General features: G+C 64.1%; 26 protein-coding genes. 17 read left to right on the plus strand and 9 right to left on the minus strand.

The features are described 5' to 3' along the window. The first annotated feature begins 24 nt into the window (after positions 1 to 24). From ING15_RS15545 to ING15_RS15580, 8 genes are all read left to right on the plus strand, one after another. On the plus strand, positions 25 to 1,005 hold the full coding sequence (locus ING15_RS15545; protein WP_206455752.1) for an aldo/keto reductase: 981 nt from the start codon (positions 25 to 27) through the stop codon (positions 1,003 to 1,005). A 288-nt stretch (positions 1,006 to 1,293) separates the two neighbouring features. Further along, entirely contained in the window at positions 1,294 to 2,586 is a 1,293-nt protein-coding gene (locus ING15_RS15550) for a sensor histidine kinase (protein WP_206455753.1), read from the plus strand. A gap of 285 nt (positions 2,587 to 2,871) precedes the next feature. Continuing rightward, positions 2,872 to 3,882 carry a TerC/Alx family metal homeostasis membrane protein gene (locus tag ING15_RS15555; RefSeq protein ID WP_232845807.1) on the plus strand — a complete coding sequence of 337 codons (1,011 nt, stop codon included), beginning with the start codon at positions 2,872 to 2,874 and terminating at the stop codon, positions 3,880 to 3,882. A gap of 20 nt (positions 3,883 to 3,902) precedes the next feature. After that, positions 3,903 to 4,274 carry an AtpZ/AtpI family protein gene (locus ING15_RS15560; protein WP_206455755.1) on the plus strand — a complete coding sequence of 124 codons (372 nt, stop codon included), beginning with the start codon at positions 3,903 to 3,905 and terminating at the stop codon, positions 4,272 to 4,274. Between the two features lie 130 nt (positions 4,275 to 4,404). Next, positions 4,405 to 5,163, plus strand: a complete 759-nt coding sequence (locus ING15_RS15565) for a F0F1 ATP synthase subunit A (protein ID WP_206455756.1) — start codon at positions 4,405 to 4,407, stop codon at positions 5,161 to 5,163. 83 nt (positions 5,164 to 5,246) lie between these two features. Further along, the gene (locus ING15_RS15570) at positions 5,247 to 5,474 is read left to right on the plus strand and encodes a F0F1 ATP synthase subunit C (protein WP_206455757.1); all 228 of its coding nucleotides are present in this window, start codon (positions 5,247 to 5,249) and stop codon (positions 5,472 to 5,474) included. A gap of 73 nt (positions 5,475 to 5,547) precedes the next feature. Then, positions 5,548 to 6,153 (plus strand): F0F1 ATP synthase subunit B, encoded by a 606-nt coding sequence (locus ING15_RS15575; RefSeq protein WP_206455758.1) that lies wholly within the window; start codon positions 5,548 to 5,550, stop codon positions 6,151 to 6,153. A gap of 10 nt (positions 6,154 to 6,163) precedes the next feature. Next, on the plus strand, positions 6,164 to 6,643 hold the full coding sequence (locus tag ING15_RS15580; protein ID WP_206455759.1) for a F0F1 ATP synthase subunit B: 480 nt from the start codon (positions 6,164 to 6,166) through the stop codon (positions 6,641 to 6,643). 110 nt (positions 6,644 to 6,753) lie between these two features. On the opposite strand, the gene ING15_RS15585 is transcribed toward ING15_RS15580, so the two are convergent. Then, positions 6,754 to 7,464, minus strand: a complete 711-nt coding sequence (locus tag ING15_RS15585) for a ribonuclease HII (RefSeq protein WP_232845808.1) — start codon at positions 7,462 to 7,464, stop codon at positions 6,754 to 6,756. A gap of 116 nt (positions 7,465 to 7,580) precedes the next feature. Further along, entirely contained in the window at positions 7,581 to 8,738 is a 1,158-nt protein-coding gene (locus ING15_RS15590; RefSeq protein ID WP_206455760.1) for a PA0069 family radical SAM protein, read from the minus strand. Between the two features lie 124 nt (positions 8,739 to 8,862). Here ING15_RS15590 and ING15_RS15595 point away from each other — a divergent pair, with 124 nt between their 5' ends. Further along, positions 8,863 to 9,390, plus strand: a complete 528-nt coding sequence (locus ING15_RS15595; RefSeq protein WP_206455761.1) for a glycosyltransferase family 2 protein — start codon at positions 8,863 to 8,865, stop codon at positions 9,388 to 9,390. Between the two features lie 24 nt (positions 9,391 to 9,414). On the opposite strand, the gene moaB is transcribed toward ING15_RS15595, so the two are convergent. The 4 genes from moaB to ING15_RS15615 all read right to left on the minus strand — a co-directional run bounded on the left by moaB (position 9,415) and on the right by ING15_RS15615 (position 13,956). Beyond that, a complete protein-coding gene (moaB, locus tag ING15_RS15600; RefSeq protein ID WP_206455762.1) occupies positions 9,415 to 9,963 on the minus strand; it encodes a molybdenum cofactor biosynthesis protein B in 549 nt (182 codons plus the stop codon). Positions 9,964 to 9,981: 18 nt separating this feature from the next. Continuing rightward, a complete protein-coding gene (locus ING15_RS15605) occupies positions 9,982 to 10,866 on the minus strand; it encodes a 4-(cytidine 5'-diphospho)-2-C-methyl-D-erythritol kinase (RefSeq protein ID WP_206455763.1) in 885 nt (294 codons plus the stop codon). 16 nt (positions 10,867 to 10,882) lie between these two features. Next, the gene (locus ING15_RS15610) at positions 10,883 to 12,808 is read right to left on the minus strand and encodes a tetratricopeptide repeat protein (RefSeq protein ID WP_332873844.1); all 1,926 of its coding nucleotides are present in this window, start codon (positions 12,806 to 12,808) and stop codon (positions 10,883 to 10,885) included. Between the two features lie 131 nt (positions 12,809 to 12,939). Beyond that, positions 12,940 to 13,956 carry a polyprenyl synthetase family protein gene (locus ING15_RS15615; RefSeq protein ID WP_206455764.1) on the minus strand — a complete coding sequence of 339 codons (1,017 nt, stop codon included), beginning with the start codon at positions 13,954 to 13,956 and terminating at the stop codon, positions 12,940 to 12,942. A 240-nt stretch (positions 13,957 to 14,196) separates the two neighbouring features. On the opposite strand from ING15_RS15615, the gene ING15_RS15620 reads away from it, so the two are divergent. The 6 genes from ING15_RS15620 (at position 14,197) to ING15_RS15645 (ending at position 18,900) form a co-directional block, all read left to right on the plus strand. After that, positions 14,197 to 14,415, plus strand: coding sequence for a putative signal transducing protein (locus ING15_RS15620; protein ID WP_206455765.1), 219 nt, complete (start codon positions 14,197 to 14,199; stop codon positions 14,413 to 14,415). After that, the gene (locus ING15_RS15625) at positions 14,402 to 15,217 is read left to right on the plus strand and encodes a tRNA1(Val) (adenine(37)-N6)-methyltransferase (protein ID WP_206455766.1); all 816 of its coding nucleotides are present in this window, start codon (positions 14,402 to 14,404) and stop codon (positions 15,215 to 15,217) included. The genes ING15_RS15620 and ING15_RS15625 overlap by 14 nt, the downstream gene beginning before the upstream one ends. Positions 15,218 to 15,308: 91 nt before the next feature. Beyond that, entirely contained in the window at positions 15,309 to 16,184 is an 876-nt protein-coding gene (locus ING15_RS15630) for a S49 family peptidase (protein ID WP_206455767.1), read from the plus strand. 91 nt (positions 16,185 to 16,275) lie between these two features. Continuing rightward, on the plus strand, positions 16,276 to 16,458 hold the full coding sequence (locus ING15_RS15635) for a hypothetical protein (protein ID WP_206455768.1): 183 nt from the start codon (positions 16,276 to 16,278) through the stop codon (positions 16,456 to 16,458). 153 nt (positions 16,459 to 16,611) lie between these two features. Further along, on the plus strand, positions 16,612 to 17,781 hold the full coding sequence (locus ING15_RS15640) for a zinc-dependent alcohol dehydrogenase (protein ID WP_206455769.1): 1,170 nt from the start codon (positions 16,612 to 16,614) through the stop codon (positions 17,779 to 17,781). Positions 17,782 to 17,889: 108 nt separating this feature from the next. Next, positions 17,890 to 18,900 carry a glycine--tRNA ligase subunit alpha gene (locus tag ING15_RS15645; protein ID WP_206455770.1) on the plus strand — a complete coding sequence of 337 codons (1,011 nt, stop codon included), beginning with the start codon at positions 17,890 to 17,892 and terminating at the stop codon, positions 18,898 to 18,900. A gap of 117 nt (positions 18,901 to 19,017) precedes the next feature. Here the strand turns inward: ING15_RS15645 and galE are convergent, their stop codons facing one another. From galE to ING15_RS15660, 3 genes are all read right to left on the minus strand, one after another. After that, entirely contained in the window at positions 19,018 to 20,019 is a 1,002-nt protein-coding gene (gene galE / locus ING15_RS15650; protein ID WP_206455771.1) for a UDP-glucose 4-epimerase GalE, read from the minus strand. Positions 20,020 to 20,037: 18 nt separating this feature from the next. Beyond that, complete coding sequence (locus ING15_RS15655) at positions 20,038 to 21,258, minus strand: glycosyltransferase family 4 protein (protein WP_206455772.1); 1,221 nt, start codon at positions 21,256 to 21,258, stop codon at positions 20,038 to 20,040. A gap of 136 nt (positions 21,259 to 21,394) precedes the next feature. Continuing rightward, entirely contained in the window at positions 21,395 to 22,684 is a 1,290-nt protein-coding gene (locus tag ING15_RS15660; RefSeq protein WP_206455773.1) for an MATE family efflux transporter, read from the minus strand. A 795-nt stretch (positions 22,685 to 23,479) separates the two neighbouring features. Between ING15_RS15660 and ING15_RS15665 the strand changes: the two genes are divergently transcribed. After that, positions 23,480 to 24,529: a polysaccharide biosynthesis protein gene (locus tag ING15_RS15665; protein WP_206455774.1), complete on the plus strand. Its 1,050-nt coding sequence runs from the start codon at positions 23,480 to 23,482 to the stop codon at positions 24,527 to 24,529. Further along, positions 24,526 to 25,668, plus strand: coding sequence for a polysaccharide biosynthesis C-terminal domain-containing protein (locus ING15_RS15670; RefSeq protein ID WP_206455775.1), 1,143 nt, complete (start codon positions 24,526 to 24,528; stop codon positions 25,666 to 25,668). The genes ING15_RS15665 and ING15_RS15670 overlap by 4 nt, the downstream gene beginning before the upstream one ends. The last annotated feature ends 35 nt before the right edge of the window (positions 25,669 to 25,703 follow it).

Here is a 25,703-nt window from a genome sequence, read left to right on the forward strand (position 1 = left end):
CTAGCGCCCTGGAAGGAATCCGCCATGAAGACGATCAAGCTTGGCCGCACCGGTCTCGATGTCACGCCGCTCTGCCTCGGCTGCATGAGCTATGGCGTACCCGACGCCGGTACCCATTCCTGGTCGATGCCGGAGGAGGAGAGCCGGCCGTTCATCCGCCGCGCGATCGAGCTCGGCATCAATTTTTTCGACACCGCCAACACCTATTCGGCCGGCACCAGTGAGGAGATCGTCGGGCGGGCGCTGAAAGACTTCGGCAACCGTGACGAACTGGTCATCGCCACCAAGGTCTTCAATCGGATGCATGACGGCCCGAACGGCATGGGACTGTCACGCAAAGCGATCTTCAGCGAGATCGACAAGAGCCTGAAACGGCTCGGCACCGACTATGTCGACCTCTACCAGATCCACCGCTGGGATTATCGCACGCCGATCGAGGAGACGCTGGAAGCGCTACACGACGTCGTCAAGGCCGGCAAGGCCCGTTATATCGGCGCGTCCTCCATGCATGCCTGGCAGTTCGCCAAGGCGCTGCATCTGTCGGAAAAGCACGGGTGGACGCGATTCGTGACCATGCAGAACCACCTCAATCTGCTCTACCGAGAGGAGGAGCGCGAAATGCTGCCGCTGTGCCAGGACGAAGGCATCGGCGTCATCCCCTGGTCGCCGATGGCGCGCGGGCGCCTCACCCGTCCCTGGGGCGAAGCGACGAACCGCTTTGAAACCGACGAGGTCGCCAAGAGGCTCTACACCGCCCATGACCATGCCGAGAAGGCGGTCGTCGACGCCGTCGGCGAGATCGCCAAGGCACGGGGAGTCGCCCGGGCTCAGGTGGCGCTAGCCTGGACGCGCCAGAAACCGGGCGTGACGGCGCCGATCGTCGGAGCGACCAAGATGCAGCATCTCGACGATGCCGTCGCCTCTCTCGACATCGACTTGACCGCGGACGAGATCGCCGCGCTGGAAGCGCCCTATCTGCCGCGCGCCGTCGCCGGTTTCCGCTAGGCGATCACCGCAAGTTCGGGCTGACCCGGGATCGATGCGTGCGGCGGCATGGCGCCTTGCGCGTCGGTTCCTCCGTCGCGGTCGGATGACACTCAAGGGTTGCCAAGAGGCAGCCGGCCGCGTCTGGGCAGAAAGCCAGATATTGCGGCCAAGGCGGGCACGCGAGCGACCGCAACCGGCGCCGGAAAGTCCGCCGCCGCTGCAACGTTTCCGGGTCGAACGGCGGATCAATCCACCGATCCGCGCAATTCAAGGCTCCTCCCTATAGCGATTGCGGTGTTTTCGGCTATGGATGGGCCCGATTGCTATGGCTGGGTGATTTCCTCCGGCCGAGAAAAGGCGGATCCGCTGATGCAGGCCTTATTCGACTACGCATCCTACATGCCGCATGGGTACTGTCTGTATTGGCAGCCATGGCTGGTTATACTCTATGCTGGTTCGGATCTGCTGATTTTTCTCGCGTATTCGGCGATCCCGATCGCGCTTCTGATGTTCTTGCGTCGGCGCCCAGACCTGCGATACCGCAAGCTCGTGGCACTTTTCGCGGCCTTTATCATGCTTTGCGGCATCACCCATCTCATCTCGATCCTGACGCTTTGGGTGCCCATTTATCCGCTCCACGGCTTGGTGAAGCTGTTCACCGGCATCGTCTCGGCGATCACGGCCGTGGTGCTTTTTTCTTTGATCCCCCGGCTAGTCGCGATCCCCAGCCCATCGCAGCTGGAAGAGGCCAATGCGCAGTTGCGCGCGGAAGTCGCCGCGCATGAGCGAACGCTAGCCCAACTGCAGGAGGCGCAGCGCGATCTCGAGGCGAAGGTCAGGAAACGCACCGGTGAGCTGACCGAGACGAATCGCAGATTGACGGTCGTCACCCGTGAGGCCGTGCATCGTGGGCGAAATCTTCTCACCGTGGTCGATTCGCTGGCGCGTCAAACGGCGCGCAGCGCGCCGGAGATCGATACCTTCCTTGAGCGGTTCTCCGGGCGAATCCACGCGCTTTCGAACGCGACCGCGGCGGTCATGGATGATCCCTCGAGCGCATATGCCACGCTGGACAGCGTCGTCCGCCGCCAACTCCAGCCGATCACCGAGACTTACGGCGAAAGGGTGGTCATTGTCGGTCCAGCAGTGGAAATTAACAATGAAGCTGCTCAGCAGCTTGCCCTTGCCACCCACGAGCTCGCCACGAACGCGGTGAAATACGGCGCCCTTGCAACACTCGGCGGAACTGTTCGGCTGGCATGGGAGATTTCCGGTGAACCGGCTGCTGATGCGACGTTGCATTTCGTCTGGCAGGAATCTGATTCCAGTGTCCACGCCGCCAGGGAAGAGGCTTCAACGTCCGGCGGATTTGGAACAACCCTGTTGACCCGCGCGGTCCCCGCGATGTTGCACGGAACAGCGCAACGGAACCATGAGGCGGGCGGACTCCACTACGAACTGACGATCCCGCTCGCGCGGATCGTTGCGGAAATCCCAGGCGCCGAAGGCAAGGACCGTCTGGGCCTCGATCTCACCGACAACATCTGGGAAAACTTCGCGTCGCCGTTCGGCCCCCTTTCCCTGCCTAGCGTCGGGTAGCGGATGCGATCGAGCCATCCAGGTTTCCTAGTGGATTGCGCGGCGGGAAACCTGAAACAATGTCGCACGCCTTTCCAAACGGACACTGGCGTCACATCTACGGTGTCCGGCTCGTGACCTGGCGGAGTTCCGGGGGCGTGCTTGGCTGGGCCTGTCCCGAATTCGACGGGCGAACGGCTTCGGCCATCATGTCTTGTCGAGAGCGAGCCGGTCCAACGCCAAGCAGGCGTCCTTTATCGTTTACGGCCTAGGCCGGTTGCCAGAGGTGATGGCATGGATGTGCCGATGTGGGTGTGGCTGGCGACGATCGGAGGGATCGCCGCTCTGTTCCTGTTCGATTTTCTGGTCCACGTCCGCAAGCTCCACCATCCCTCGCTCAAGGAAGCGGGTGTTTGGTCGACCTTCTACATCGTCGTCGCGCTTCTGTTCGGCGCGGGGCTGTGGTGGGTGTGGGGGCACGACCACGGCGTTGAATATCTGGCCGGCTACATCACCGAAAAAAGCCTTTCGGTCGACAATCTGTTCGTCTTTGTCATCATCATGGCGAAGTTTCAGGTGCCGGCAAACTTCCAGCAGAAGGCGCTTCTGATCGGCATCGTGATCGCACTTGTCATGCGCGGCATCTTCATCGCGATCGGCGGGGCCGCGATCGACCAGTTTTCCTGGGTATTCTATCTCTTCGGGATTTTTCTCTTGTGGACCGCCTATACCCTCGCCAAGGAGAGTCTGACCGGCAGCCATGTTCAGGGAGAGGACTATGAGCCCAACGCTCTCGTCCATTTCATCGAGCGGCGACTCCCGGTCACCGACGACTACCGGCGCGCCGCCCTCGTCGTCCGCGAGAAGGGGCGGCTGCTGGTCACGCCGATGTTCGTCGTCATCGTCGCGCTCGGCGTGACCGACCTCCTGTTTGCGCTGGATTCCATCCCCGCGATCTACGGTCTGACCGAGGAGCCCTATATCGTCTTCACGGCCAACGCCTTCGCGCTGCTCGGGCTTTTGCAACTCTATTTCCTGATTGGCAGTCTGCTCGATCGGCTCGTCTATCTCGGGACCGGCCTGGCGCTGATCCTTGCCTTCATCGGCGTCAAGCTGATCTTCCATGCCATGGAGAAGAACACGCTGCCCTTCATCAATGGCGGCGAAGGCATCGAGGCGGTACCTCACATCTCGACCTGGCTGTCGCTGGGGATCATCGTTTCCATTCTCGCCATCACAACGATCGCGAGTCTCGTCGCGAGTCGGAATGGATCGAAACCCGTCAAGCATGCGGCACGGGCCGAAGAGCAAGCCTGACCGAAAACTGGGGACTGCCAATGCCATCGGAACGCGATTCGAACGGCGTCGAGCCAGAGACAGCGTCTTCCGGCGAGGATGCCGAGTGGTCGGCGCGACGCGACACGCTGGCGAAGCGACTGGCCGAACAGCGCCGGCGCCTGCCCGAAAATCGTGAGCCGGCGAACCGCTCCCAGGGCATGCGGGGAGCCGCCCAGGGCCTCAAGGTCGCCAGCGAGTTCGTCGCCGGCATCATCGTCGGGGCGGCGACCGGGTATTTCATCGACCAGCTCGCCGGCACCAGCCCCTTCGGTCTCATCGTGTTTCTGCTGCTCGGATTCGCCGCCGGCGTCTTGAACGTGATCCGGGGGATTTCCGGCAACAGCTCCCCCGACGACCCCGGTCAGCTCTGAAAGATCGCCCCGCGGGAGAGTCCGTGCGTCGCAAACTCGCGTCGGGGGAGTTGCGAAGCGCGGTTCGGGACGCTATGGGCATGGCGGCCCACGCCGGGCCACGCTATGAGTTGATGAAGGGCCCGAGAGCTTGGAAACCGATCCGACCGATCCGATCCACCAGTTTCAGATTTCCAAGATTGTTCCGATCGAGATCGGCAATCTGGATTTCTCGTTCACCAATTCGGCGCTGTTCATGGTGCTGACCGTCGCGGTCACGACGGCCTTCCTGTATTATTCGACGCGTGGTCGCGGCTTGGTGCCGAGCCGTGTGCAGTCGGTGACGGAGCTCTCCTACGAGTTCGTCGCCAATATGCTGCGTGACGCGGCGGGAACTGGGGGGATGAAGTTCTTCCCGTTCGTGTTCTCGCTCTTCATGTTCATTCTGGTCGCGAATCTTCTTGGCATGTTTCCGTATTTCCTGACGGTGACCAGCCATCTGATCGTGACATTCGCCCTTGCGATGCTGGTGATGGGCGTGGTCGTCGTCTACGGCTTCATGAAGCACGGGCTGGGCTTCTTCAAACTCTTCGTGCCGGAGGGCGTGCCTGGGGTCTTGTTACCGCTGGTGGTGATGATCGAGGTGATCTCGTTTCTGTCCCGGCCGGTTTCGCTCTCGGTTCGTCTCTTCGCCAACATGCTGGCGGGCCACATCACGCTGAAGGTGTTTGCCGGATTCGTCGTGTCGCTGAGCGCCTTCGGCGCGCTCGGGATCGCCAGTTCGATCCTGCCGCTGGCCATGGCTGTGGCACTAACGGCGCTCGAATTCCTGGTCGCCGCGCTGCAGGCCTACGTCTTCGCCGTTCTGACCTGCATGTATCTGAACGACGCGATCCATCCGGGCCACTGAGAACGGGCCTTAAAATAAACCCATGGTGGCCCGCGAGGCCGCCGACATCCACCGCAATCGGACAATTTCAAAGGAGTTTCGACATGGAAGCGGACGCAGCAAAGTTCATCGGCGCCGGTCTTGCAACGCTCGGCATGGGCGGCGCGGCTATCGGCCTCGGCACCATCTTCGGTCAGTATCTGGCGGGCGCGCTGCGCAATCCGTCAGCCGCCGACGGCCAGTTCGGCCGCCTGATCTTCGGCTTCGCGGTGACGGAAGCGCTCGGCATCTTTGCGCTGCTGGTCGCGCTTCTGCTGCTGTTCGCCGTCTGATCGGCATTCGCCAATTTGAGACGAGACGACCGGCGGCAAATCCTGCCGCCGGTCCGCTTTGCCGGAGCCACCGATGTTCGTAAGTCAAGCCTTGGCGCAGACTGAAAATCCTGACGCCATCGATCTGCCGCCGGCCAGCGATACGGCTGCCGCACATGGTGAGACGATCGCCATCGAAGGCGAACACGAAGGCGTTTTCCCGCCCTTCAACAGCGAATTCTTTGCCTCGCAGCTGCTCTGGCTCGCGATCACCTTCGGCGTCTTCTACCTGATTCTGCAGAAGGTGATTCTGCCGCGGATCGCGGGCGTGCTGGAAAACCGGCGGGATCGGATCGCGCTCGATCTCGAAGCCGCCGAGCGGATGAAATCCGATGCGGACGAAGCCCAGGCAGCCTACGAGCAGGAACTGGCGGAGGCACGCGATCGCTCCCACAAGATCGCCCATGACGCGCGCGATTCGGCACGCGAAGACGCCGAGCGGGAGCGCAAGCGCCTCGACGGCCAGCTGGACGAAAAGCTCGAAGCGGCCCAGGCGCGCATCGCCGAGATCAAGGCCGAGGCGATGAAGGATGTCAGCACGATCGCCGAGGAAACCGCCGAGACCATCCTGCGCGAGGTTGCGCAGCTCGAGGTCTCGCGTGAAGAGATGGCCGGCGCCGTGACGGCCGTCCGGAGTTGAGGAGACGACGATGGACAATTCATTCTGGGCTTTCGTTGCGCTCGTCATCTTTCTGGGAATCGTCTGGTATCTCAAAACGCCCGCCAAGGTCGGCAAGTCGCTGGACGAGCGGGCCGCGCGGATCCGCAACGAGATCGAGGAAGCACGGGAGCTGAAGGAGGAGGCCAAGCAGCAGCTGGCCGAATATCAGCGCCGTCGTCAGGAGGCCGAGCAGGAAGCCAAGGACATCGTCGCCGCCGCCAAGCGCGAAGCGGCGCTGTTGCTCGAGGACGCCAATCGCAAGAACGAGGAATATGTGGCCCGGCGCACGGCCATGGCGGAAACCAAGATCGCCCAGGCCGAAGGCGACGCCCTGGCCGAGGTGCGGGCAGCAGCCGTCAATCTGGCTGTCGCTGCGGCCGCCAAGGTGCTGGCGGATCGCAATTCGGGAAGTGAGGCCGGCCGTTTCATCGACGAATCGATCGGCGAAGTCCGCAAGCGCTTGAACTGACCGCCACTGCGAAACCGGCGACCGGCGGCGCGTAAAAAAAATTTTGACAAAGGGTCGCCATTGGCGGCCCTTTTTCGTTGCGGACAGTCTTCCGCGACCGGACCGAGACTCTATTCGGCGGCGTCCAGAAGATCGGCGCGTAAGGGCCGGAAGCTCATCCGGTGGAGCGGGCTTGGGCCGAGGCGGACGATCGCCGCGAGATGCTCGGGCGTGCCGTAGCCCATGTGGCGGGAGAAGCCATAGCCTGCGTAGGCCCGGCAGGCGCGGCGCATGATCCGGTCGCGGGTGACCTTCGCGACGATCGAGGCCGCCGCGATAGACAGCGACAGCGCGTCGCCGGAGATCACTGCGGTGCCGGGGCAGCGCAGCAGCGGCGGTATGTCGCGGCCGTCGACGAGAACATGGCAGGGCGCCTGAGGCAGCGCGTGCAGCGCCCGCCGCATGGCGATCAGCGTCGCACCGCGAATGTTGAAGCGGTCGATCTCCGCAGCGCTCGCCGAAGCGATGCCGACTTGGGCCGATGCGAGAACTTCGACGAACAGACGCTCGCGCTGGGCGGCATCCAGCTTCTTGGAATCGTCGAGGCCGTCCGGCAACCGGTTGCGGTCGAGAACGACGGCCGCGGCGACCACGGGACCTGCCAGGGGGCCGCGGCCCGCCTCGTCGATGCCGGCGATGCGCCGCAAGCCGCTGCCGATCAGAACCGTCTCCCGGACAAAGTCCGGTCCGGCCCGCATCGCGGCCTTGCGGCGCCCTGCGGGTTTGGAAAGAACGGGAGAATCGGAGGAACGGCGAGCCATGATGCGGCAAGACTCGCGCATTCTCCGATTCTCCACAAGTCTCGCCGCGTCCCGGGGGAAGAACCGGCGAGTGCGCCGGACCGCGAGGGGCTGGCGGCCAGACGATCGAGCGGGGAAAAGTCTTCCCCGGGGTGGGATCAGAGCAGCGCCAGTTGGACGCCGGCCCCCTTCGGCGGCGTGAACCGGTCGCATCTGAGTTCGGTGCGCGTTTCGTTGAGGCCCAACCGCCGGGCCGTCATTTCGAAGCGCCGCCGAATCTGGAACGCATAGGGGCCGGTGCCGCGCATCCGCTTGTTCCATTCGGCGTCGTAGTCCTTGCCGTCGCGCATGGAGCGCAGCAGGGACAGGACCTGACGATAACGGTTGGGGTAGTGGCGCAGCAGCCATTCCTTGAACAGCGGCGAGACTTCGAGCGGCAGGCGCAAGAGCACGTAGCCGACCTCGCGGGCGCCGGCGGTGCTGACCGATTCGAGCACCCGTTCGATTTCCGAATCGGTCAGGCCGGGAATGATCGGTGCCATCATCGCCATCGTCGGAATGCCGGCTGCGCTGAGCGTCTTGATCGCCTCCAGCCGCTTGGCCGGCGTCGCCGCGCGCGGCTCCATCGCCCTGGCAAGGGTCCGGTCGAGGGTCGTCACCGACAGGGCGACCTTGGCCAATCCCTTGGTCGCCATGCGCTGGAGAATGTCGATGTCGCGCAGGACGAGCGCCGACTTGGTGACGATCCCAACCGGATGGTTGGCCGCTTCCAGCACTTCGAGAATCTCGCGCATGATCCGCCAGGTCTTCTCGACCGGCTGATAGGGGTCGGTGTTGGTGCCGATGGCGATGGATTTTACCTCATAGCCCGGCTTGGAAAGCTCTCTTTCCAGAAGCTCGGCGGCATTCGGCTTGGCAAACAGCCGGGATTCGAAGTCGAGCCCTGCGGAGAGCCCCATATAGGCGTGGGTCGGCCGGGCGAAGCAGTAGACGCAGCCGTGCTCGCAGCCCCGATACGGATTCACCGAACGGTCGAACGAAATGTCCGGCGAACTGTTGCGGGTGATGATCGTTTTGGGTTTTTCGACCTGGACGTCGGTCTTGAACGCCGGAAGATCGTCGAGGCTGTTCCACCCGTCGTCGACGACGCTGCGCGCGAAGGGCTCGTAGCGACCGCTGGGGTTGATTGCCGCGCCACGCCCGCGCCGCCGCTCGAAGCCGACCCGCAGACCCGATTCGGCGATGATGTGATTGGCGATGTCGACGCCATCAGGGGCGGCGAAAGCCGCGCGATCGGCGCTCTTGATGTCCTGCATGGTGTGAACCTTCCGGCTCTCTCTGTCGATGTATGAATAGAGTCCTAATCCGGAAAAAGGAACAATACAAGAACAAAAAGGTTCCGCCGCTGGTTTTTGGGAACAGGCTCGGCTAAGCGGGGATATGCTGAGCGTGTTGATGGATTGCGGACCGGACGACAGACAGCTTGCGGCGAGTCTCGCCACGCTCATTCCGGGCGCGGTCGAGGGCGTCGTTCGCGAGGTGGTGCTGGTCGATCGGGGAATGGGGCCGGAGGCGCATCGGGTTGCCGATCATGCCGGCTGCCGGGTGGTCACGGAGAAGGAGTTCCGCGCCGCGATCGAGACGGCCAAGGGCGACTGGCTGTTGCTGATGGAGCCCGGTGCCCGGCTACTGCCGGGATGGATCGGCGCCGTGGTGGAACATGCCGACGAAGTGGCGCGGGGGACCGCGAAGATCCCGGCGGCGCGGTTTCGTCGGGCGCGGATGGACCGGCCGAGCTTCCTGCAGCGGTTCCGGCAGATCCGCACGGCGCTCGCGGAGGGCTTTCTGGTGCAAAAGCCGCAGGCGATCGGCCTGTCCAGGCTCGCCTTCAATCTCGAGGAGGTCGCCAAGGGCGTCGCAGTAGAGCGTCTGGCCGTGGAGATCAGGCCCGCGCTCCGGGCAAAGTAGGTTTCAGGCGAATCCGCAGTCGTATCAGGCGTTGCCGCCAGCGCCGCGGCGCAGATGCTCGTCGAGCCGGGGCATGATCTCGACGAAATTGCACGGCTTCTGCCGGTAATCGAGTTGCGCCTTGAGAATATGATCCCAGCCGTCGCGACAGGCGCCCGGTGAGCCGGGAAGAACGAAGACGAAGGTGGCGGCGATGACCCCGCCAGTGGCACGGGACTGGATCGTCGACACCCCGATCTTGTCGTAGGAAATCCGGTGAAAAACGGCGGAAAAGCCGTCCATGCGCTTTTCGAACAGCGGCTCCAGAGCTTCCGGCGTGACGTCGCGGCCGGTGAAACCCGTGCCGCCGGTGGTGATGACGACGTCGACATCGTCACGTTCGCACCAGGCGGTGACGACGTTGCGGATTTCCTCGACCTCATCGCGGACGATCTTGCGGTCGGCGAGCCTATGGCCGGCCTCTTCAAGCCGCGCGACGAGCACAGAACCGGACTTGTCGTCCTCGATGCGCCGCGTATCGGAGACGGTCAGAACCGCGATCGACAGCGGAATGAAGGGTTTGTCCGTGCTCATGTCGTGCAAATCCTCATCTCAATTCGTTCCCGACACCCACCAGCCGGGATTGGCGGCCTTTATCCGGTTTCCCGCCCTTCGCATGTGGTCCTCGTCCTCGAAGAGGCCGAGGACGGTCGCGCCGGAGCCGGACATGCGGGCGAAGCGGGCCCCTTCGTCGATAAGCCGTTGGCGCACGTCGTCGATCGTCGGAACCATGTCTACCGCCGTCGGCTCTAGATCGTTGCGGGTCTGCGAAAGCCATGCGGCGAGCGCCGCAATATCGCGGAATCCGCCCGGCGGCAACGGCGGCAGGGCCGGGTTGTCGCAACGTGGTAGCCGCGCGAACACCGCGGCGGTCGACACCGGCGCGCGCGGGTTCACCATGAGCAGGGGCAGGGAGGGGAGACCCGCCAGCGGCGACACGGTTTCGCCGATTCCGGTGATCAGCGCGGCGCGTCCGTCGAGGCACATCGGCACGTCGGCGCCGAGCGCGATCGATTCGCGGGCGAGGCGCTTCGCCGCGTCGGGCACGCGATCCGCGATCATCCGAAGAAGCGCCGCCGCATCCGCCGATCCGCCGCCGATGCCGGCGGCGACCGGAAGCTGCTTGTCGAGGTGGATTGCCAGCGGCGGCAGCGCAACGCCCCGTTCGGCCAGCAACGTCCGGGCGAAGCCAGCGGCGCGCAGCAGAATGTTGTCGGCGCCAGCCGGCACATCGGCCGTGAAAGGGCCACCGAACTCCAGCCGGTCTTCCGCCTCCGGAGATAGGGCGACCGTGATGCGGTCGCCGATATCGGCAGCGAAGACAACCAGACTTTCAAGGCAGTGATAGCCGTCTGCGCGGCGTCCGACGACATGCAGGGCCAGATTGATCTTCGCCGGGGCGAGCAGCCGGATCGGCGGTATGGCGAGAGGTGGCAAGAACCGGCGCTCGGGCTCAATCGGCCTTGGTATCGGAGCCGAGCGCCTTGACAGGGTCGCTCGCGGTGTTGTTGCGGGCCGCCCGCTCGGTATTCGTCGCCGTGTCGCCGGCGGGTGCCTTGGCTTTCACATCCGCCGGATCGAGGCCTCTTGCCAGCTTGGCGCGGATGGTCCGGGCAGCCTCTTGCTCCGGCTTTGGCTCGCCGACGAGGGCACGCTCCCACTGGAAACGCGCTTCCCGCGTGCGGCCGACCCGCCAATAGGCGTCGCCGAGATGGTCGTTGATGGTCGGATCCATCGGCGTGATCAGCACCGCGCGTTCGAGTTGCTCGACGGCCTCCTCGAACCGGCCGAGGCGGAAATAGGCCCAGCCGAGCGAATCGATGATGTAGCCGTCGTTCGGCCGCAACTCGACGGCCTTCTTGATCATGTCGAGACCCTCCTTCAGGTTCTCGTTCATGTCGACCCAGGAATAGCCGAGATAGTTCAGGACCTGCGGCTGGTTCGGCGAGAGCACCAGCGCCGTCTTGAAGTCGGCCTCAGCCTTGTCCCACTGCTTGGTCCGTTCAAAGGCGATGCCGCGCTGGTAATAGAGGTTCCAGTTCGCCGTCTGTCCGGGTTCGGAAAGAGCGATCGCCTTGTTCAGGGCCTCGGCGGCCTTTGCATAGTCCTTGTCGGCAGCAAGGACGTCGGCGAGAGCGGTATAGGCCTTGATGTCGTCCGGATAGTCGCGCACGGCCCGGGTCAGGTGGGCCTTGGCCTCATCCTTGCGCTCGGCATACCAAAGGTCGAGGCCGATCTGCAGTTCGGCGGTGCGCCGATAGGCCGAGTTTTCCGGAATTTCCCGATAGTAGGAAATCGCCAGATCCAGCCGTTCGGAGCGCTCGGCGATGCCGGCCAGGGCGGTCAGTAGCGCCGGATTGCGGGGCGCGACGGCGCGGGCCAGCTGAAAATACAAGAGCGCGACCTGCTGGCCATCGCCCCGATTGATCGCTTGGCCGAGAATGTAGAGCGTTTCGGCGGCACCTTCCTGAACAGTGGCGACGGCAGGCTCGATCGTCTCGCCCTTCTCGACGCGTCCCTTGAGATGCAGCAGCGGATCGTAGGTCGGCACGAGTTTCAGCCCGGCCTCGATCGCCTCAAGCGCGGCGTCGGTGTTGCGGGCGCGCGTTTCCAGCCGCGCAAGTGCTTCGGAAGCCGCGAGATAGGCGTCCGGTGAGGTCCGGGCCGATTCCTGGTCGTCGACGACCTTGCGAAGCGCGGCGCGGGCGACTTCCGAGCGCCCGGCAACGTCGGCGATGAGGCCCTTCTGGTAATCATTGAAGATCGCGAACCACGGCGCCCCGTCCAGACCGTCGAGACGGGACAGGGCGGCATCGATCCGTCCGGCGCCAAGTTCCGCCCAGGCGATCAACTGGCCGATGAGCAGCGAGTCGAGATCGCTCGGATTAGGCAGGTCGAATTCGGCGATGGCGGCATCGAAATTTCCCCGCCCCAAGGCATCAATACCCAGTGCCATGCGCGCGACCTTGCTGGCCTCCGGCGCGTCGCGCAGCTTCGCGGCCATATCGACGCCGTCCTTGAAGCGACCGTCGGCTAGAAAGGCGAACATCGCATCCTGCCGCAACAGGTTGGAGGTCGGGTCCATCGACAGGGCCTGCGCGAAGAAATCGGTGGCGGCCTCGAGGTCGCCGTCGCGCTGCGCGGATTTGGCGGCGAGATAGGCGCCCGAGAGGGACTGGGCACGGGCCAAGGTCGGTCTCGCCTTCGCTCCGTCTCCGGCGGTTCCCGCGGCGTGCGCGGCCGGGGCCGCCGTGGCGGCGAATAGGACAGTGGCTGTCAGCAACGTCAGAAAGCGCGATGTCTGCACGTAAAATCCTCTTTCCGGGCCGCGCCGGCCCGCGACAATGCGCGGCGGCTTGTTGCCGAAATCCTGGCTCACCTTAGTCCAGTGACCTATGGAGGTGAAGCCAAGCGGTGCCAAATAGGCAAAGGCGCTTTCTTGTTGCACCGAGAGATTGTCGGGATTGCGGCTATGTTGCGATAGCGGTGGAACAGGGCGGTCCGCACCTTTCAATTGACGCGGTCGATGCAAAACGCGACGACGCCCAGCAGCGCGTCGCGGCTTGGCGTGGCAGGCAGCGAGGTCGCGGCTTCGTGCGCCGCTTCACCGTAGAGCCGGGCTCGGGCGATCGTCGCTTCCAGTGCGCCGTGACGGCGAATCAGCGCCTTGGCGCGTTGCAGCGCCTCGTCGTCGTTCCGGCCCCCTTCCATGGCGTCGCGCCAGAAGGTCCGTTCCTCGTCGCCGCCCGCCTGGTAGGCGAGAATCACCGGCAGGGTGATCTTGCCTTCGCGAAAATCGTCACCGGTGTTCTTGCCGAGATCGGTGGCGGATCCGTCGTAATCGAGCACATCGTCGACCAATTGGAAGGCGAGGCCGAGATTGCGTCCATAGTGGCGCATCGCCTCGCGTTCGGCCGCGCCGGCCCCGGCGACGACCGGGCCGACCTCCGCTGCGGCGGAAAATAGCGCCGCAGTCTTGGCGTTGACGACCGCGAGATAATCGACCTCGCTCGTCGTCATGTGCTTGGCCGCCGAAAGCTGCCAGACCTCGCCCTCGGCGATGACGGCGGACGCTGTGGACAAAATGTCGAGCGCATCGAGCGAGCCGACCTCGACCATCATCTTGAAGGCCTGGCCGAGCAGGAAATCGCCGACGAGAACGCTGGCCTGGTTGCCCCAGATCGTGCGGGCGGTCTTCTTGCCGCGCCGAAGATCGCTTTCGTCGACGACATCGTCATGGAGCAGCGTTGCCGTGTGCATGAACTCGACGCTCGCGGCGAGTTTCACATGCGCGTCGCCGTCATAGCCGTGCGCCAGCGCCGATGCGATCGTCAGCATCGGCCGCAGCCGCTTGCCGCCGGAGGAGATCAGGTGCTCGGCGATCTCGGGGATCAGCTCCACATTCGAGCCGGCCATCGCAAGGATCAGCTCGTTGACGCGGGTCATGTCGGACGCCGTGACCGCGAGGATCGGTTCGATCGAGCCGCGGGTATCAATCCGCCCGACGGGGCTGGCCAAGCTCACCATGTCACTCCGTTGGTTTCCCTCGCGGGCCGCGAGGCTATTGCCGAACATCGATCCCGAAGATGGCGTAGGCGCCGCCGATATAAAGGCCTCGGCCCCGCCACGCCGGGAGAACGCGTGTCCGATTCGCCCCGGCCCTTGCTATGACGGGCGCAATTCGGGCACCTATAATCCGGTTGGCCCGCATGCGGCCTCACCTTTCTCCCGGCTTCGGTCGTCCCTTTTTTCGAAGCGGTGCAAATCATGCAAGAACTGATGCGGTCCAATGACGCTGTTCTCATATCCTTCGTCGACGCTCTCCTGAATGATGCGGACATTCCGCATTTTGTCGCCGATGTCCACATGAGTATTCTCGACGGGTCGATCGGCGTCCTGCCGCGCCGCATCCTGGTCGACCCCGATCACCTCGACCAGGCCCGCAGAATCCTCAAGGACGCTGAACTCGGCCATGAACTGTCCTGATCCGGCCTCCGCCGTCGACGACGACGCGAACCCGTCGCCGGTCCGACGCGACGCCTTTTATCGCGGCCGGTTCATGGTGCTGCAACCGGCGAGCGGCGGCTACCGGTCGGGTCTCGACGCGATGCTGCTGGCCGCCACGCTTCCCGAGTCGGCGACGGGCAGCATTGCCGATATCGGTGCCGGGGCAGGGGTTGTCGGCCTCGCCGCGGCCTGCCGGGCCGAACGGGTCGCGGTGACGCTGGTCGAAAAGAGCCCGGCCATGGTCGATCTCGCACGACGCGGGCTCGCCCTGCCCGAAAACGCGCCCTATCGCGATCGCGTGCGCGTCGTCGAGGCGGACATCCTCGCCGGACGCGCCGGGCGCGAGGCCAGCGGCCTTTGCGACGGTGCGTTTCAGCATGTTCTCACCAATCCGCCGTTTTATCCGCACAGCCACCGCGCCTCGCCCAATGCGCTGCGCGCCGAGGCCCTCAGTGTCGCCGACGCCGACTTCCTGCCGCGCTGGGTGCGTGCCTGTGCCGCGCTGCTCGACCATGGCGGCCTGTTCACCGCCATCGTGCGGCCGGACGCGCTGCCGGCGATGCTGCAGGCGAGCGAAGGCCGGCTCGGCGGAATATGCGGGCTACCCATCCATTCACGCCCCACGGCACCGGCGATTCGCCTGATGGTGGCCGGGCGCAAGGGATCGCGCGCGCCCCTCACGGTGCTGCCCGGCCGCGCGCTGCATGCCCCCGACGGCGGCTTGGAGCCTTTCGCCGAGGCAATCGCCGCCGGCACGGCCCACCTCTCGCTCGATCCTTGATTTGACGGGTGGCGCATGTGGACGCGTTGCGAAGCGGCCGATCACGCTTACATGCCAAGCCTGATCTTGTCCCAGCAGCAAAGGCGCTCCGTTGGCGAATCCCCTCCAGAAAATCCTTCCCAAGCGCTTCCGCTCCGATGCGATCGTGATCCCCGTGGTTCGGCTGTCGGGTGCGATCATGACCTCGCAGAGCGCGCTGCGGCCGACCCTGTCGCTGGCAACCGCCGCGCCGGTCCTGCAAAAGGCCTTCGACCACAAGAAGGCGCCGGCGGTGGCGATCGTCGTCAACTCGCCCGGCGGCTCTCCCGTGCAATCGCGGCTGATCCATCAGCGGATTCGCGATCTCGCCGAGGAGAAGGACAAGCGGGTTCTGATCTTCGTCGAAGATGTCGCGGCGTCCGGCGGCTACATGATCGCCTGCGCCGGCGACGAGATCATCGCCGACCCGTCCTCCATTGTCGGCTCGATCGGCGTCGTTTCCGGCTCCTTCGGCTTCGTCGAGGCGATCGCCAAGCTCGGCATCGAGCGCCGGGTGCATACCGCCGGCACCAGCAAGGCGACGCTCGACCCGTTCCAGCCTGAAAAAGCCGAGGACGTCGAGCATCTGAAGGCGCTGCAACGCGAGGTCCACCAGACCTTCATCGATCTCGTCAAGAACAGTCGCGGGAACAGGCTGGTCGAGGACGACGACCTGTTTTCCGGCCTGTTCTGGTCGGGACGGCGCGGGCGCGACCTCGGCCTTGTGGATCAGATCGGCGATTTGCGCGGCACCTTGCGCGCCCGCTTCGGGGACAAGGTCAAACCGGTGTTGATCCAGGCGAGCCGCAGCCTGTTCGGCCGCAAGCAGCCGGGCATTCGCGCCGACATGGTCGCGGGTGCCGGGCTGTCGTCGATCGGCGCCGGCTTCGCCTCGGAAATATTGAGCACCGCCGAGGAGCGCGCCCTGTGGGCTCGCTTCGGTCTTTAAGACGGCGGGAACCGCGCGGCGCACCGCCTTTCTATTGCCGAGGCGCGCCCCGCCGCGCATAATCGCCGGACCTTCAGGAGAATGGTCGAAGATGCCGCAGTTTCTTCTTCTTGGCCTCGTCGGGGCCGCCGCCTTGTTTGGCTACAGGCAGATGAAGCGGGACGCCGATCGTCTGGCTGAGCGCAATCGCCGTGCCGAAGCCGAAATGAAGACCGGCGCGCAAGGCACGCTGGTGCGCGGCGATGACGGGATCTACCGCATCAAGAAGGACTGACCCTCCGCGGCAGATGCAGCGCCGTCGGCTACTGGGGAAGCGGCGCCTTTTGCATAGCTGCCTGACTTCTTCGCGCGCCGCACCTAAGGAACTCTCGGCTTCCTTGAGGGATTGCATGATCGTTACCCGACGTTCAGCCCCGCGGAGGCATCCATGAAGGCCATCACCTGGCACGGCAAACACGATATGCGCTGCGAAAGCGTGCCCGATCCCGAAATCGAGGACGGTCGCGATGCTATCATCAAGGTCTCCGCCTGCGCGATCTGCGGATCGGACCTGCACTTTTATGATGGCTTCATGCCGGGCATGGAGTCCGGCGACATCGTGGGCCACGAGTTCATGGGCGAGGTCGTGGAGGTCGGCCGCGAGAACCGCAAGCTGAAGGTGGGCGACCGCGTTGTCGTGCCGTTCACCATCGTCTGCGGGGAATGCGATCAGTGCCGGCGTGGAAATTTTTCCGTCTGCGAACGCACCAACCGCAACGCCGAGACCGCCGCCAAGATGTTCGGCCACACCACCGCCGGCCTCTACGGTTATTCCCACCTGACGGGGGGATACTCGGGCGGTCAGGCCGAATTTGTCCGCGTCCCGTATGCGGATGTCGGCCCGGTGAAAATCCCGGACGGTATGAGCGACGAGGAAGTTCTGTTCCTCGGCGATATCCTGCCGACCGGCTGGCAGGGCGCGAAAAACTGCGACATCCAGCCGACCGACACAGTGGCGATATGGGGCGCCGGCCCGGTCGGCCTCTTCGCCCTCCAGAGCGCGATCATCCAGGGCGCCAAGCAGGTGGTGATGATCGACGAAGTGCCGGAGCGGCTGGCATTGGCCCAGAGCAAGGGCGCGATCACGATCAATTTCCAGGAAGAGAGCGTGGTGGACCGGCTGAACGAGCTCACCGGTGGCAAGGGTCCGGAAAAATGCATCGACTGCGTCGGCATGGAAGCGCACGCGCCGTACGGCGCTGAGCACCTGTACGACCGCGCCAAGCAGGCGGTGATGGCCGAGACGGACCGGCCGCACGTCCTGCGCGAGATGATCTATGTCTGCCGTCCGGGCGGGATCATTTCGGTGCCCGGCGTCTATGGCGGGATGGTCGACAAGATCCCGTTCGGTGCCGCGATGAACAAGTCGCTCACTTTCCGCATGGGTCAGACCCACGTGAACAAATGGGCCGGCGACCTGCTGAACCGGGTGCAGGACGGTCAGTTCGATTCGACCTTCATGATTACCCACCGCGGCTCCCTGGAAGACGGACCCGACCTCTACAAGACGTTTCGCGACAAGAAGGACGGATGTGTCAAGGTGGTCCTGACGCCCTGACCGGACGGGCGGCGCCGGAGGGCGAACGGCTTGACCGCTCCGCCGCCGCCATGGCACCTGCGGCTGTGTTTTCGCCCGCACGCGGGCTCGCCACCCGGAATTCGCTCCATGCCAGACCTTGCCCCGCATATGGACCCGCGCCGCTCCTTCCAGGCGCTGATCCTGACGCTCCACCGCTACTGGGCCGACTATGGCTGCGTGGTGCTGCAGCCCTACGACATGGAGGTCGGCGCCGGCACTTTCCATCCGGCGACGACGCTCCGGGCGCTCGGGCCAAAGCGGTGGAACGCGGCCTATGTCCAGCCCTCGCGGCGGCCCAAGGACGGGCGTTATGGCGAAAACCCCAACCGGCTGCAGCATTATTACCAGTATCAGGTGATCCTGAAGCCGAACCCGTCGAACCTGCAGGAGCTCTATCTCGGCTCGCTGGAGGCGATCGGCATCGACCCGTTGCTGCACGATATCCGCTTCGTCGAAGACGATTGGGAAAGCCCGACGCTGGGCGCCTGGGGGCTCGGCTGGGAGTGCTGGTGCGATGGCATGGAGGTGTCGCAGTTCACCTACTTCCAGCAGGTCTGCGGCATCGAGTGTGCGCCGGTGGCGGGCGAACTGACCTACGGCCTCGAACGCCTCGCCATGTATGTGCAGAACGTCGACAACGTCTACGACCTCAATTTCAACGGCCGCGAGGGCGAGGAAAAGGTCAGTTATGGCGACGTTTTCCTGCAGGCCGAGCAGGAATATTCGCGCTATAATTTCGAGTTCGCCGACACGGCGATGCTGCTCAAGCATTTCGACGACGCCGAGGCAGAATGCCTGGCGCTGTTGCAGGCTGGAGCGCCGGATCACTCCGATCCCGCCTACGTCCCGGGGGCGCTGCTGGACACGGCAGCGTCTCAGACAAGCGAGAACCGTCTTCTCCACAAATGCGTGCTGCCGGCCTACGACCAGTGCATCAAGGCTTCCCACGTCTTCAATCTGCTTGACGCGCGGGGCGTCATCTCGGTCACCGAGCGCCAGAGCTATATTTTGCGCGTGCGGACCCTCGCCAAGGCCTGCGGCGAGGCGTTCTTGCTGACCGACGCGGGTGGGGCGCTGGTCCAAAGGCCCGGTGGATAGGCGCCTAGAGTGCGGTGCGTCTATCCGGACGCACAAAAAGGACCCGCCGCGCCCTGGCCGGCCGCCGGCACGACTGAACACTAGCGCCCGCGCAAGGTCGACCGGCTGTCTTCGCGATCAAAGCCGCCTGTCGAACTCACGACGCCGCTGCAGCGTTTTTTCCCAGTTCACCGCGTGGGACACGATGGTTTCGACGTCGTCGAACCGTGGCGTCCATCCGAGCACCTCGCGAATCCGGCTTGCGTCGGCGACGACCTCGACGGCGTCGCCGCGTCGACGGGGCCCTTTATGGATCTCGAACGTGTTGCCGGAGACCTGCATCGCCATCTCGAGAATCTGCTTGACCGAATAGCCGCGCCCGTAGCCGCAGTTCAGCGTCAGGTTATCGCCGCCGCCGCGCAAGTGCCGCAGTGCCGCCAGATGAGCGTCGATGAGATCCGTGACATGAATGTAGTCCCTGACGCAGGTTCCGTCGATCGTCGGATAGTCGTCGCCGAATATTTCCATGCGCGGTCTCAGACCCAGCGCCGCTTGCGCGGCGATCTGCACGAGCAGCGTCGTCTTCGTCGTCGACTGCCCGTATCGGCCGCGTGGATCGGCTCCCGCCACGTTGAAGTACCGCAATGTGACGTAATTCAGATCGCTGACGGCCGACAGATCGCGCAGCATGTATTCGGTGATCAGCTTGGATGTTCCATAGGGAGAGATCGGGTTGATCCGCGCGGTCTCGGGAACCGGATTGACTTCGGGATCGCCGTAAACCGCCGCTGTTCCCGAAAAGATAATGCGACGAATGCCATGGTCGCTTGCCGCCGCCAGAAGGGTCCGGCTTTTTGTGGTGTTCGCCAGATAGTATTGCAGCGGATCCTCGTAGAGATCGGGCGTGATCAGTTGCGCCGCGAAATGGATCACCGCCTCGATCTCGTGGGTTCTCAGCACGGAGGACACGGTCTCGTAGTCGCCGATGTCTCCGACAATCAACGGAGCCTTATCCTGCACGGCAAGGCTCGTGCCGTTCGTCATATTGTCGAGGACCACCACGTCCTCGCCCGCGTCGAGCAACCCAAGAACCATATGGCCGCCGATATATCCGGCGCCGCCCGTAACGAGAATCGTCATCAGTAATCGCTTTCTTCGCTAAGCAGTTCGGTCAGAAGCGGCGAATTCCGATTCGATTCGACGCACCATGTGGCCGACGTCGAAGACCTCCTCCAGACATTTCCGCGCCTGGTCCTGAGGCTGCGTCGTCGTTGCAACTGCGTCGGCCTGCCGGATCAAGGCCGCGTAGAGCGCATCGGTATCGCCGGCGGCGATGGAGTCGCCGATCCGCCACTCATCGAGGAACGAGCGAAGGTCGCTCTCCGCCTCGACCGCGGCGATGATTGGCAGACCCGCGCGCAGATAGTCAATGGCCTTGGTGGGAAACGACGAGGAATCCACTCCCTCGACCGTAGCGAGAATGCCGATGTCGCACGCGCGGATCAAACGGAGATAGTTGTCCCGCTCCACCCAGCCGATATGATGGACGTTGCCGTGTTCGCCGGCCGCCTTGGTGACGAGGTCAGTCAGGCGACCGGAGCCGACGAACAGGAACGCCAGATCGGGCCGTTCCCGTTCGGCCCGTTGCGCCACGGCAAGCAGTTCCGGGATGCCGCGGCCTTCGGTAATCTGGCCGCCATAGACGACGATCCGGCGATCGAGCGGCAGGTTCCATTTTTCCCTGATCGCCTGCGAATCCTCTTGAGGAACCGGGGTGATGTCGGTCCACAAGGGTGTCCACAGTGTCTTCTGCTCCGGCCGGAGACGATAGTGGGATCGCAGATAGTCGATGTTGGACGGCCAATTGCAGCCGATCACGTCGAAACCGCGGATAAGGTTCTCCTCGAGACGCCGTGCCATAGCAAACGGCGGTCCGGACGGCACGAGGCCGATCGAGCGGTGATGATAGGGAAAGAAGTCGTGTATGAACAACATGCTGGGTGGGTTGTAATTGCGCCTGAGCCAAGCGAGCTGCGGGCCGATCGTCACGCATGGGGTAAACCCCAGGACCAGATCGAAACGCTCGTCTCCGAGCGTCTTGCGCATGGTGCGCGCGGCCGCGAGAGGGGAGGCGATCCATTTCGTAACCCGCTCCATAATCTTGCCGAGGCCGGCAACCGCGGTCGTACCGGTCCGGTAGACCTTGGGCCGACCGGCTTCGTCCCGAACATGGAGCGCCTTACCTCCAGGCGCCTCCCAGTCGGTGACGAAGACCGTGACCTCATGCCCAGCCGCGGTGAGCGCGTCGGCAAGCTCGCTTGTCATATAGCTGTCCCCCGGCCCTAGCGGGTAACGCACGCACAGCATCAAAATCTTCATCAACGAGTCCATGTACAGGTTCGTTCTGGATTGGCACACGGCGCGATCCGGAACGGTTGGGCGAGCGCGGCCATGCATGTGGACGATCCGCGCGGGTGCAGGCGCGGCCGAGGTCCCAGACGCCCCAACTGCGGATTTACATCATCCCCTTCCGCGGCGGGTCGCCATCTTGTGCCGCGAGCCGGGGCTGGCGAAGTCGATGCCGCGTATAGACCACGGCCATGACAAGCAGCAAGACCGAGCTGGCGATCGCATAGCTGACGAGCGGCGTCAGCGCGCCGAGCCTTGGCAGCAGAACGACGTAGGCGACGACCATGACCACCGCGACCAGCACCTCGGCGCCAGCCTGGACCGAAGCCCGTCCGACCGCGACGAAATAATAGACGAATGCGAGAGCGCCCAGCTTCAGCCCGTCGCCCAACAACTGCGGGGCCACGTAAACGCTGGCGGTGCGAAAGGTGCTGGAAAAGGCCAGGCGCAGCACCGTGTCGGAAAAGGCCAGAAACACCGCCGCGCCGACAAGAAACAATCCGAGGATGACGATTGCGATCTCGCCCAACCTCCGCCCCCGCGCCGCCAATGGCAGGCGGGCCAGCTGCGGCAGGAGATAGTTCATGAACAGAACGCCGAAAACCTGCATGTAGGCATCCGAAATACGGGCGACCGACTGCCAAAGACCGACCTGCTTCCATCCGATCGACTCGGCCAGATCCGCGCGCATGTAGACGAGCGCCAGAGGCACGGCACCGGCGGCGAGAAACATGCTGCCGCTGTATTGAAGGAGTTCACCCATCTGGCGTCGGACGAAGGCGGCGTCCCACACCACTTTCCAGTCCATATGTCGTCCGAAGGCGACCAGTCCGAGAAGCGCGGGCGCCAGGGCGAGGCAGGCGACCCCCACCGCGGCGCCCCGGAAACCCGTCGTCAGCGCGAGGACGGCGATCAGTCCGGTCGCGACGATCGTCCCGCCGGCATTGGCCGCAGCAAAGGTGCGAATGGCGCCGATACCACTCAGATAGGCCAAGGCAAGATTGCCTGCTCCGACGACGATCTGAGCAAGGCCGACAGCGAGCAGGACATATCCCATATCCTGTTCGGGAAACAGGAACGACGATCCCCACAGCCAAATGGCGAGCGCCGCCGCCGCAAGGGCTACGGCGAATATCGCGACGATCGGAAGCGCCGCCTTCAGCCACGACGCGCTTTTATCCCTGTCGGGGGCGGCGGCGACGTTTCTGACGATACCGTTGGTCAGACCACCGCCGGCAATCATGTAAAAGACGGCGGCCACCGCCATGATCTGGCTCAACTGGCCGAACCCCTCCGGGCCGAAACTCGTCGCCAGGAATTTGAACAAGGCCAGCAGGGCACCCGTCCGAAGGCCGACCATCGCCACCAAAATGGTCATCGAGGCGATTTGCGACATTCGCTTCAGCCGCCTTTTAACGATGTGGACGTTCGAGAGGTTCGTTCGCGGCGCGGGCGGACCGCCTGCGGCTTGTCGCCCATCCCATACACGGCGACCCGCTCATGCACAACTCGGACGGAATGCGGCAAGGGCGGCAAGGATCGCACCGAGATGTCGATGGCATTGCTATCCACTATTCCGCACCTGCTGGCGTCTGGCCCGGCCAGCCCGTTGCCGTGTCCCGGTCGCGACGAGGATAAGCCGATCGACGGGCAGGTTCTGCATTCGGCTTGCCGATCGGCAAGCGCCGACCTTCCGCATCATCCAGCTCCTGCTCGCGCACACCCCTCCCTACCGAAGTCTGCACCGCGTGCGGCGTCATCCGCTGCGCCTACACTTCCTGCCACTATAGGATTGTCGGTACTCGCGAGACATCTCCCGGTTCTGGGAAGAAGGAGATATCCGTGGGCAAGGATGGACGCGAGATCGCCGGAAATTCGCGACCACGGCCGAGGTCCGCGTGGCCGTCTTCAGCTTCCTCTAGGGTAGGCGAAATCCCGGGCGTCGTCACTCAGCCCGAACAGATCCCGATCGACGACGAAAGGAGTGCCGAAGCCGCGTCGCAGTCTGTAAGCCTATGACTGTCCGCTGAAGCGGGGAAACTCCAGTCGTCCGACGACCTCGCCACATCAGTCGTCGGCCATATGCGAAAGCCCTGGAATGCCATCGCCAACCCCTTGTCAGCGCGAGCGCTCGCATACTAAGAGCAGCGGGTGGCGAACTTTTAACCTTTGAAACGGCAAGCAGCAGCCTATGACCGCAAAACGCATACGCACGGTACTCATCACTGGCGGGACGGGATCGTTCGGCAAGACGATGCTACGGACCCTCCTCGACGGAAATGACGTGGAAGAAGTGCGGGTCTTCAGTCGCGACGAGGAAAAGCAGCACGTCTTGCGCAGCACGCTGCTCGATCCGCGCGTCAGATTCTACATCGGCGACGTCAGGGATCGAGCGGGGGTCGAACACGCCATGCGTGGCGTCGACTGCGTCTTTCACGCGGCGGCTCTCAAGCAGGTGCCGTCCTGTGAATTCTTCCCGATGGAGGCACTGCGCACCAATATCATCGGATCGGAGAATGTCGTGCGGGCCGGTATCGAGGCTGGCGTGCGCAGCCTCGTCTGCCTGTCGACCGACAAGGCCGTCTTCCCCGTCAACGCCATGGGCATGTCGAAGGCGATGATGGAGAAGGTCGCCCAGGCCGCGGCCCGCGAAATCGTTGGCGAGAGCACGGCGACGACCATCTCCTGCGTGCGCTACGGCAACGTCATGTATTCGCGCGGCTCGGTCATTCCCTTGTTCATCGAGCAGATCAAGGCGGGCTTGCCCATCACCATCACCGAGCCGACGATGACGCGGTTTCTGATGCCCTTGCGGGATTCGGTCGCGCTCGTGCGTTTTGCCTTTGATCACGCGCGCCAGGGCGATCTCTTCATCAAGAAGGCGCCAGCGGCAACCATCGCGGATCTCGTGACGGCTCTCAAGCAGCTGTTCTCGCGACCTGACCACCCGGTCGACGTGATCGGCTGGCGCCACGGTGAAAAGCTGTATGAGACGCTCGCCAACGCGCAGGAACTCTCGCACAGCGAGGACATGGGCGATTACTACCGCATCGCGATGGACGATCGGGACCTGAACTACAAATCCTACTTCGTCGAGGGCGATCGCGAAACGGCCGAATACGAAGACTATCATTCGCACAATTCGGAGCGGATGAGTGTCGAGGATGTCAAAGCGCTGCTCATGACACTTCCGGAAATGCAGAGCGAACTGGAAAGCTGGAACGGCGGTGCCCGGCAATGAAGGTCGTCGTCACCGGGGCTGGCGGGCTGCTCGGCTGGCATGCCGCCTGCCGGCTGCGGGCCGCCAATGCGATGGCGCAATTCAGGAACGAAGCGGAGCCTTTCGCCGTCGCCGCCCTCGACCGCTCCGGCTTTAACGACCATGACCGCGCGATCGCTGCGTTTCGTGACGCGGACGCCGTCCTCCACTTCGCCGGCGTCAATCGCGCGCCGGACGCCGATATCGAGGACGCCAATCTGCGGATCGCCGAGGCCCTGCTCGCAAGCGTCAACGCGGCGGGCGCAAAGCCGCACATCGTCTACGCCAATTCGACCCACGCCGAAAAGGACACGCCTTACGGCCGGTCCAAGCGACGGGCGGGGGAAGCCTTCGGCGCGTCGGGGCTCGCCTATACCGATCTGGTGCTTCCGCATATCTTCGGCGAGTGTGCCCGGCCATTCTACAACAATGTGACGGCGACGCTTTGCCGCCAGGTCATCGATGGCGCCACGCCGTCGATCAATCCGGACGGGCGTGTCGAGCTCCTCCATGCGGGCGCCGCGGCCCAGTCGGCCATCGACGCGGTGGTGGCGGGAAAGACCGGCCGCCAATTCCTTGCGGGCAAACCGGTCAGCGTCCCCGATCTTCACCAGAAGATCGCCGGATTTCATCGGAGCTACCTGGCCAATATCGTGCCGGATCTCTCCGATCCCTTCGATGTGGCGCTCTTCAACAGCTATCGCGCGGCCCTTTATCCCGACGGCTTTCCGCGACCTTTGACGCTCAATACCGATCCCAGGGGAACACTCTTCGAGGCCGTCAAGGGCGGTGGCGGCAGCGGCGGCCAGACTTTTCTGTCCTGGACGGAGCCGGGGATAACGCGTGGCGATCATTTCCATCTCGACAAGGTGGAGCGTTTTCTCGTCGTATCCGGCGAGGCGGTCATCCGGATAAGACGGGTTCTCACCGACACCGTGTGGGAATACCGCGTATCCGGCGAGCGGCCAGCGGCCGTCGACATGCCGACGCTTCACACCCACAGCATCGAGAATGTCGGAGAGCAGCCGTTGCTCACCCTTTTCTGGACCAACGAGATTTTCGACGCCGCGGCCCCAGACACCTATCGCGATCGCGTTCTGCCTGACGGCGGCTCGGCCTGATGCGGCGCGGGCCGTTCCCGCTCCTTTCGACAATC

This window comes from Aurantimonas marina, from assembly GCF_017183135.1.
GTDB classification, from domain to species: Bacteria; Pseudomonadota; Alphaproteobacteria; order Rhizobiales; family Rhizobiaceae; genus Aurantimonas; species Aurantimonas marina.

Bases quoted from the DNA above. Each gene is read 5' to 3' on its own strand.
- ING15_RS15575 (WP_206455758.1), top strand. From the start codon at position 5,548: ATGTTCGTAAGTCAAGCCTTGGCGCAGACTGAAAATCCTGACGCCATC.
- ING15_RS15660 (WP_206455773.1), bottom strand. From the start codon at position 22,684: ATGTCGCAAATCGCCTCGATGACCATTTTGGTGGCGATGGTCGGCCTT.
- ING15_RS15590 (WP_206455760.1), bottom strand. From the start codon at position 8,738: ATGCAGGACATCAAGAGCGCCGATCGCGCGGCTTTCGCCGCCCCTGAT.
- ING15_RS15545 (WP_206455752.1), top strand. From the start codon at position 25: ATGAAGACGATCAAGCTTGGCCGCACCGGTCTCGATGTCACGCCGCTC.
- ING15_RS15645 (WP_206455770.1), top strand. From the start codon at position 17,890: ATGCCAGACCTTGCCCCGCATATGGACCCGCGCCGCTCCTTCCAGGCG.
- ING15_RS15620 (WP_206455765.1), top strand. From the start codon at position 14,197: ATGCAAGAACTGATGCGGTCCAATGACGCTGTTCTCATATCCTTCGTC.
- ING15_RS15550 (WP_206455753.1), top strand. From the start codon at position 1,294: ATGGATGGGCCCGATTGCTATGGCTGGGTGATTTCCTCCGGCCGAGAA.
- ING15_RS15640 (WP_206455769.1), top strand. From the start codon at position 16,612: ATGAAGGCCATCACCTGGCACGGCAAACACGATATGCGCTGCGAAAGC.
- ING15_RS15615 (WP_206455764.1), bottom strand. From the start codon at position 13,956: ATGGTGAGCTTGGCCAGCCCCGTCGGGCGGATTGATACCCGCGGCTCG.
- ING15_RS15585 (WP_232845808.1), bottom strand. From the start codon at position 7,464: ATGCGCGAGTCTTGCCGCATCATGGCTCGCCGTTCCTCCGATTCTCCC.
- ING15_RS15580 (WP_206455759.1), top strand. From the start codon at position 6,164: ATGGACAATTCATTCTGGGCTTTCGTTGCGCTCGTCATCTTTCTGGGA.
- ING15_RS15665 (WP_206455774.1), top strand. From the start codon at position 23,480: ATGACCGCAAAACGCATACGCACGGTACTCATCACTGGCGGGACGGGA.
- ING15_RS15655 (WP_206455772.1), bottom strand. From the start codon at position 21,258: ATGAAGATTTTGATGCTGTGCGTGCGTTACCCGCTAGGGCCGGGGGAC.
- ING15_RS15635 (WP_206455768.1), top strand. From the start codon at position 16,276: ATGCCGCAGTTTCTTCTTCTTGGCCTCGTCGGGGCCGCCGCCTTGTTT.
- ING15_RS15670 (WP_206455775.1), top strand. From the start codon at position 24,526: ATGAAGGTCGTCGTCACCGGGGCTGGCGGGCTGCTCGGCTGGCATGCC.
- galE (WP_206455771.1), bottom strand. From the start codon at position 20,019: ATGACGATTCTCGTTACGGGCGGCGCCGGATATATCGGCGGCCATATG.
- ING15_RS15560 (WP_206455755.1), top strand. From the start codon at position 3,903: ATGCCATCGGAACGCGATTCGAACGGCGTCGAGCCAGAGACAGCGTCT.
- ING15_RS15570 (WP_206455757.1), top strand. From the start codon at position 5,247: ATGGAAGCGGACGCAGCAAAGTTCATCGGCGCCGGTCTTGCAACGCTC.
- ING15_RS15625 (WP_206455766.1), top strand. From the start codon at position 14,402: ATGAACTGTCCTGATCCGGCCTCCGCCGTCGACGACGACGCGAACCCG.
- ING15_RS15555 (WP_232845807.1), top strand. From the start codon at position 2,872: ATGTGGGTGTGGCTGGCGACGATCGGAGGGATCGCCGCTCTGTTCCTG.
- moaB (WP_206455762.1), bottom strand. From the start codon at position 9,963: ATGAGCACGGACAAACCCTTCATTCCGCTGTCGATCGCGGTTCTGACC.
- ING15_RS15595 (WP_206455761.1), top strand. From the start codon at position 8,863: ATGCTGAGCGTGTTGATGGATTGCGGACCGGACGACAGACAGCTTGCG.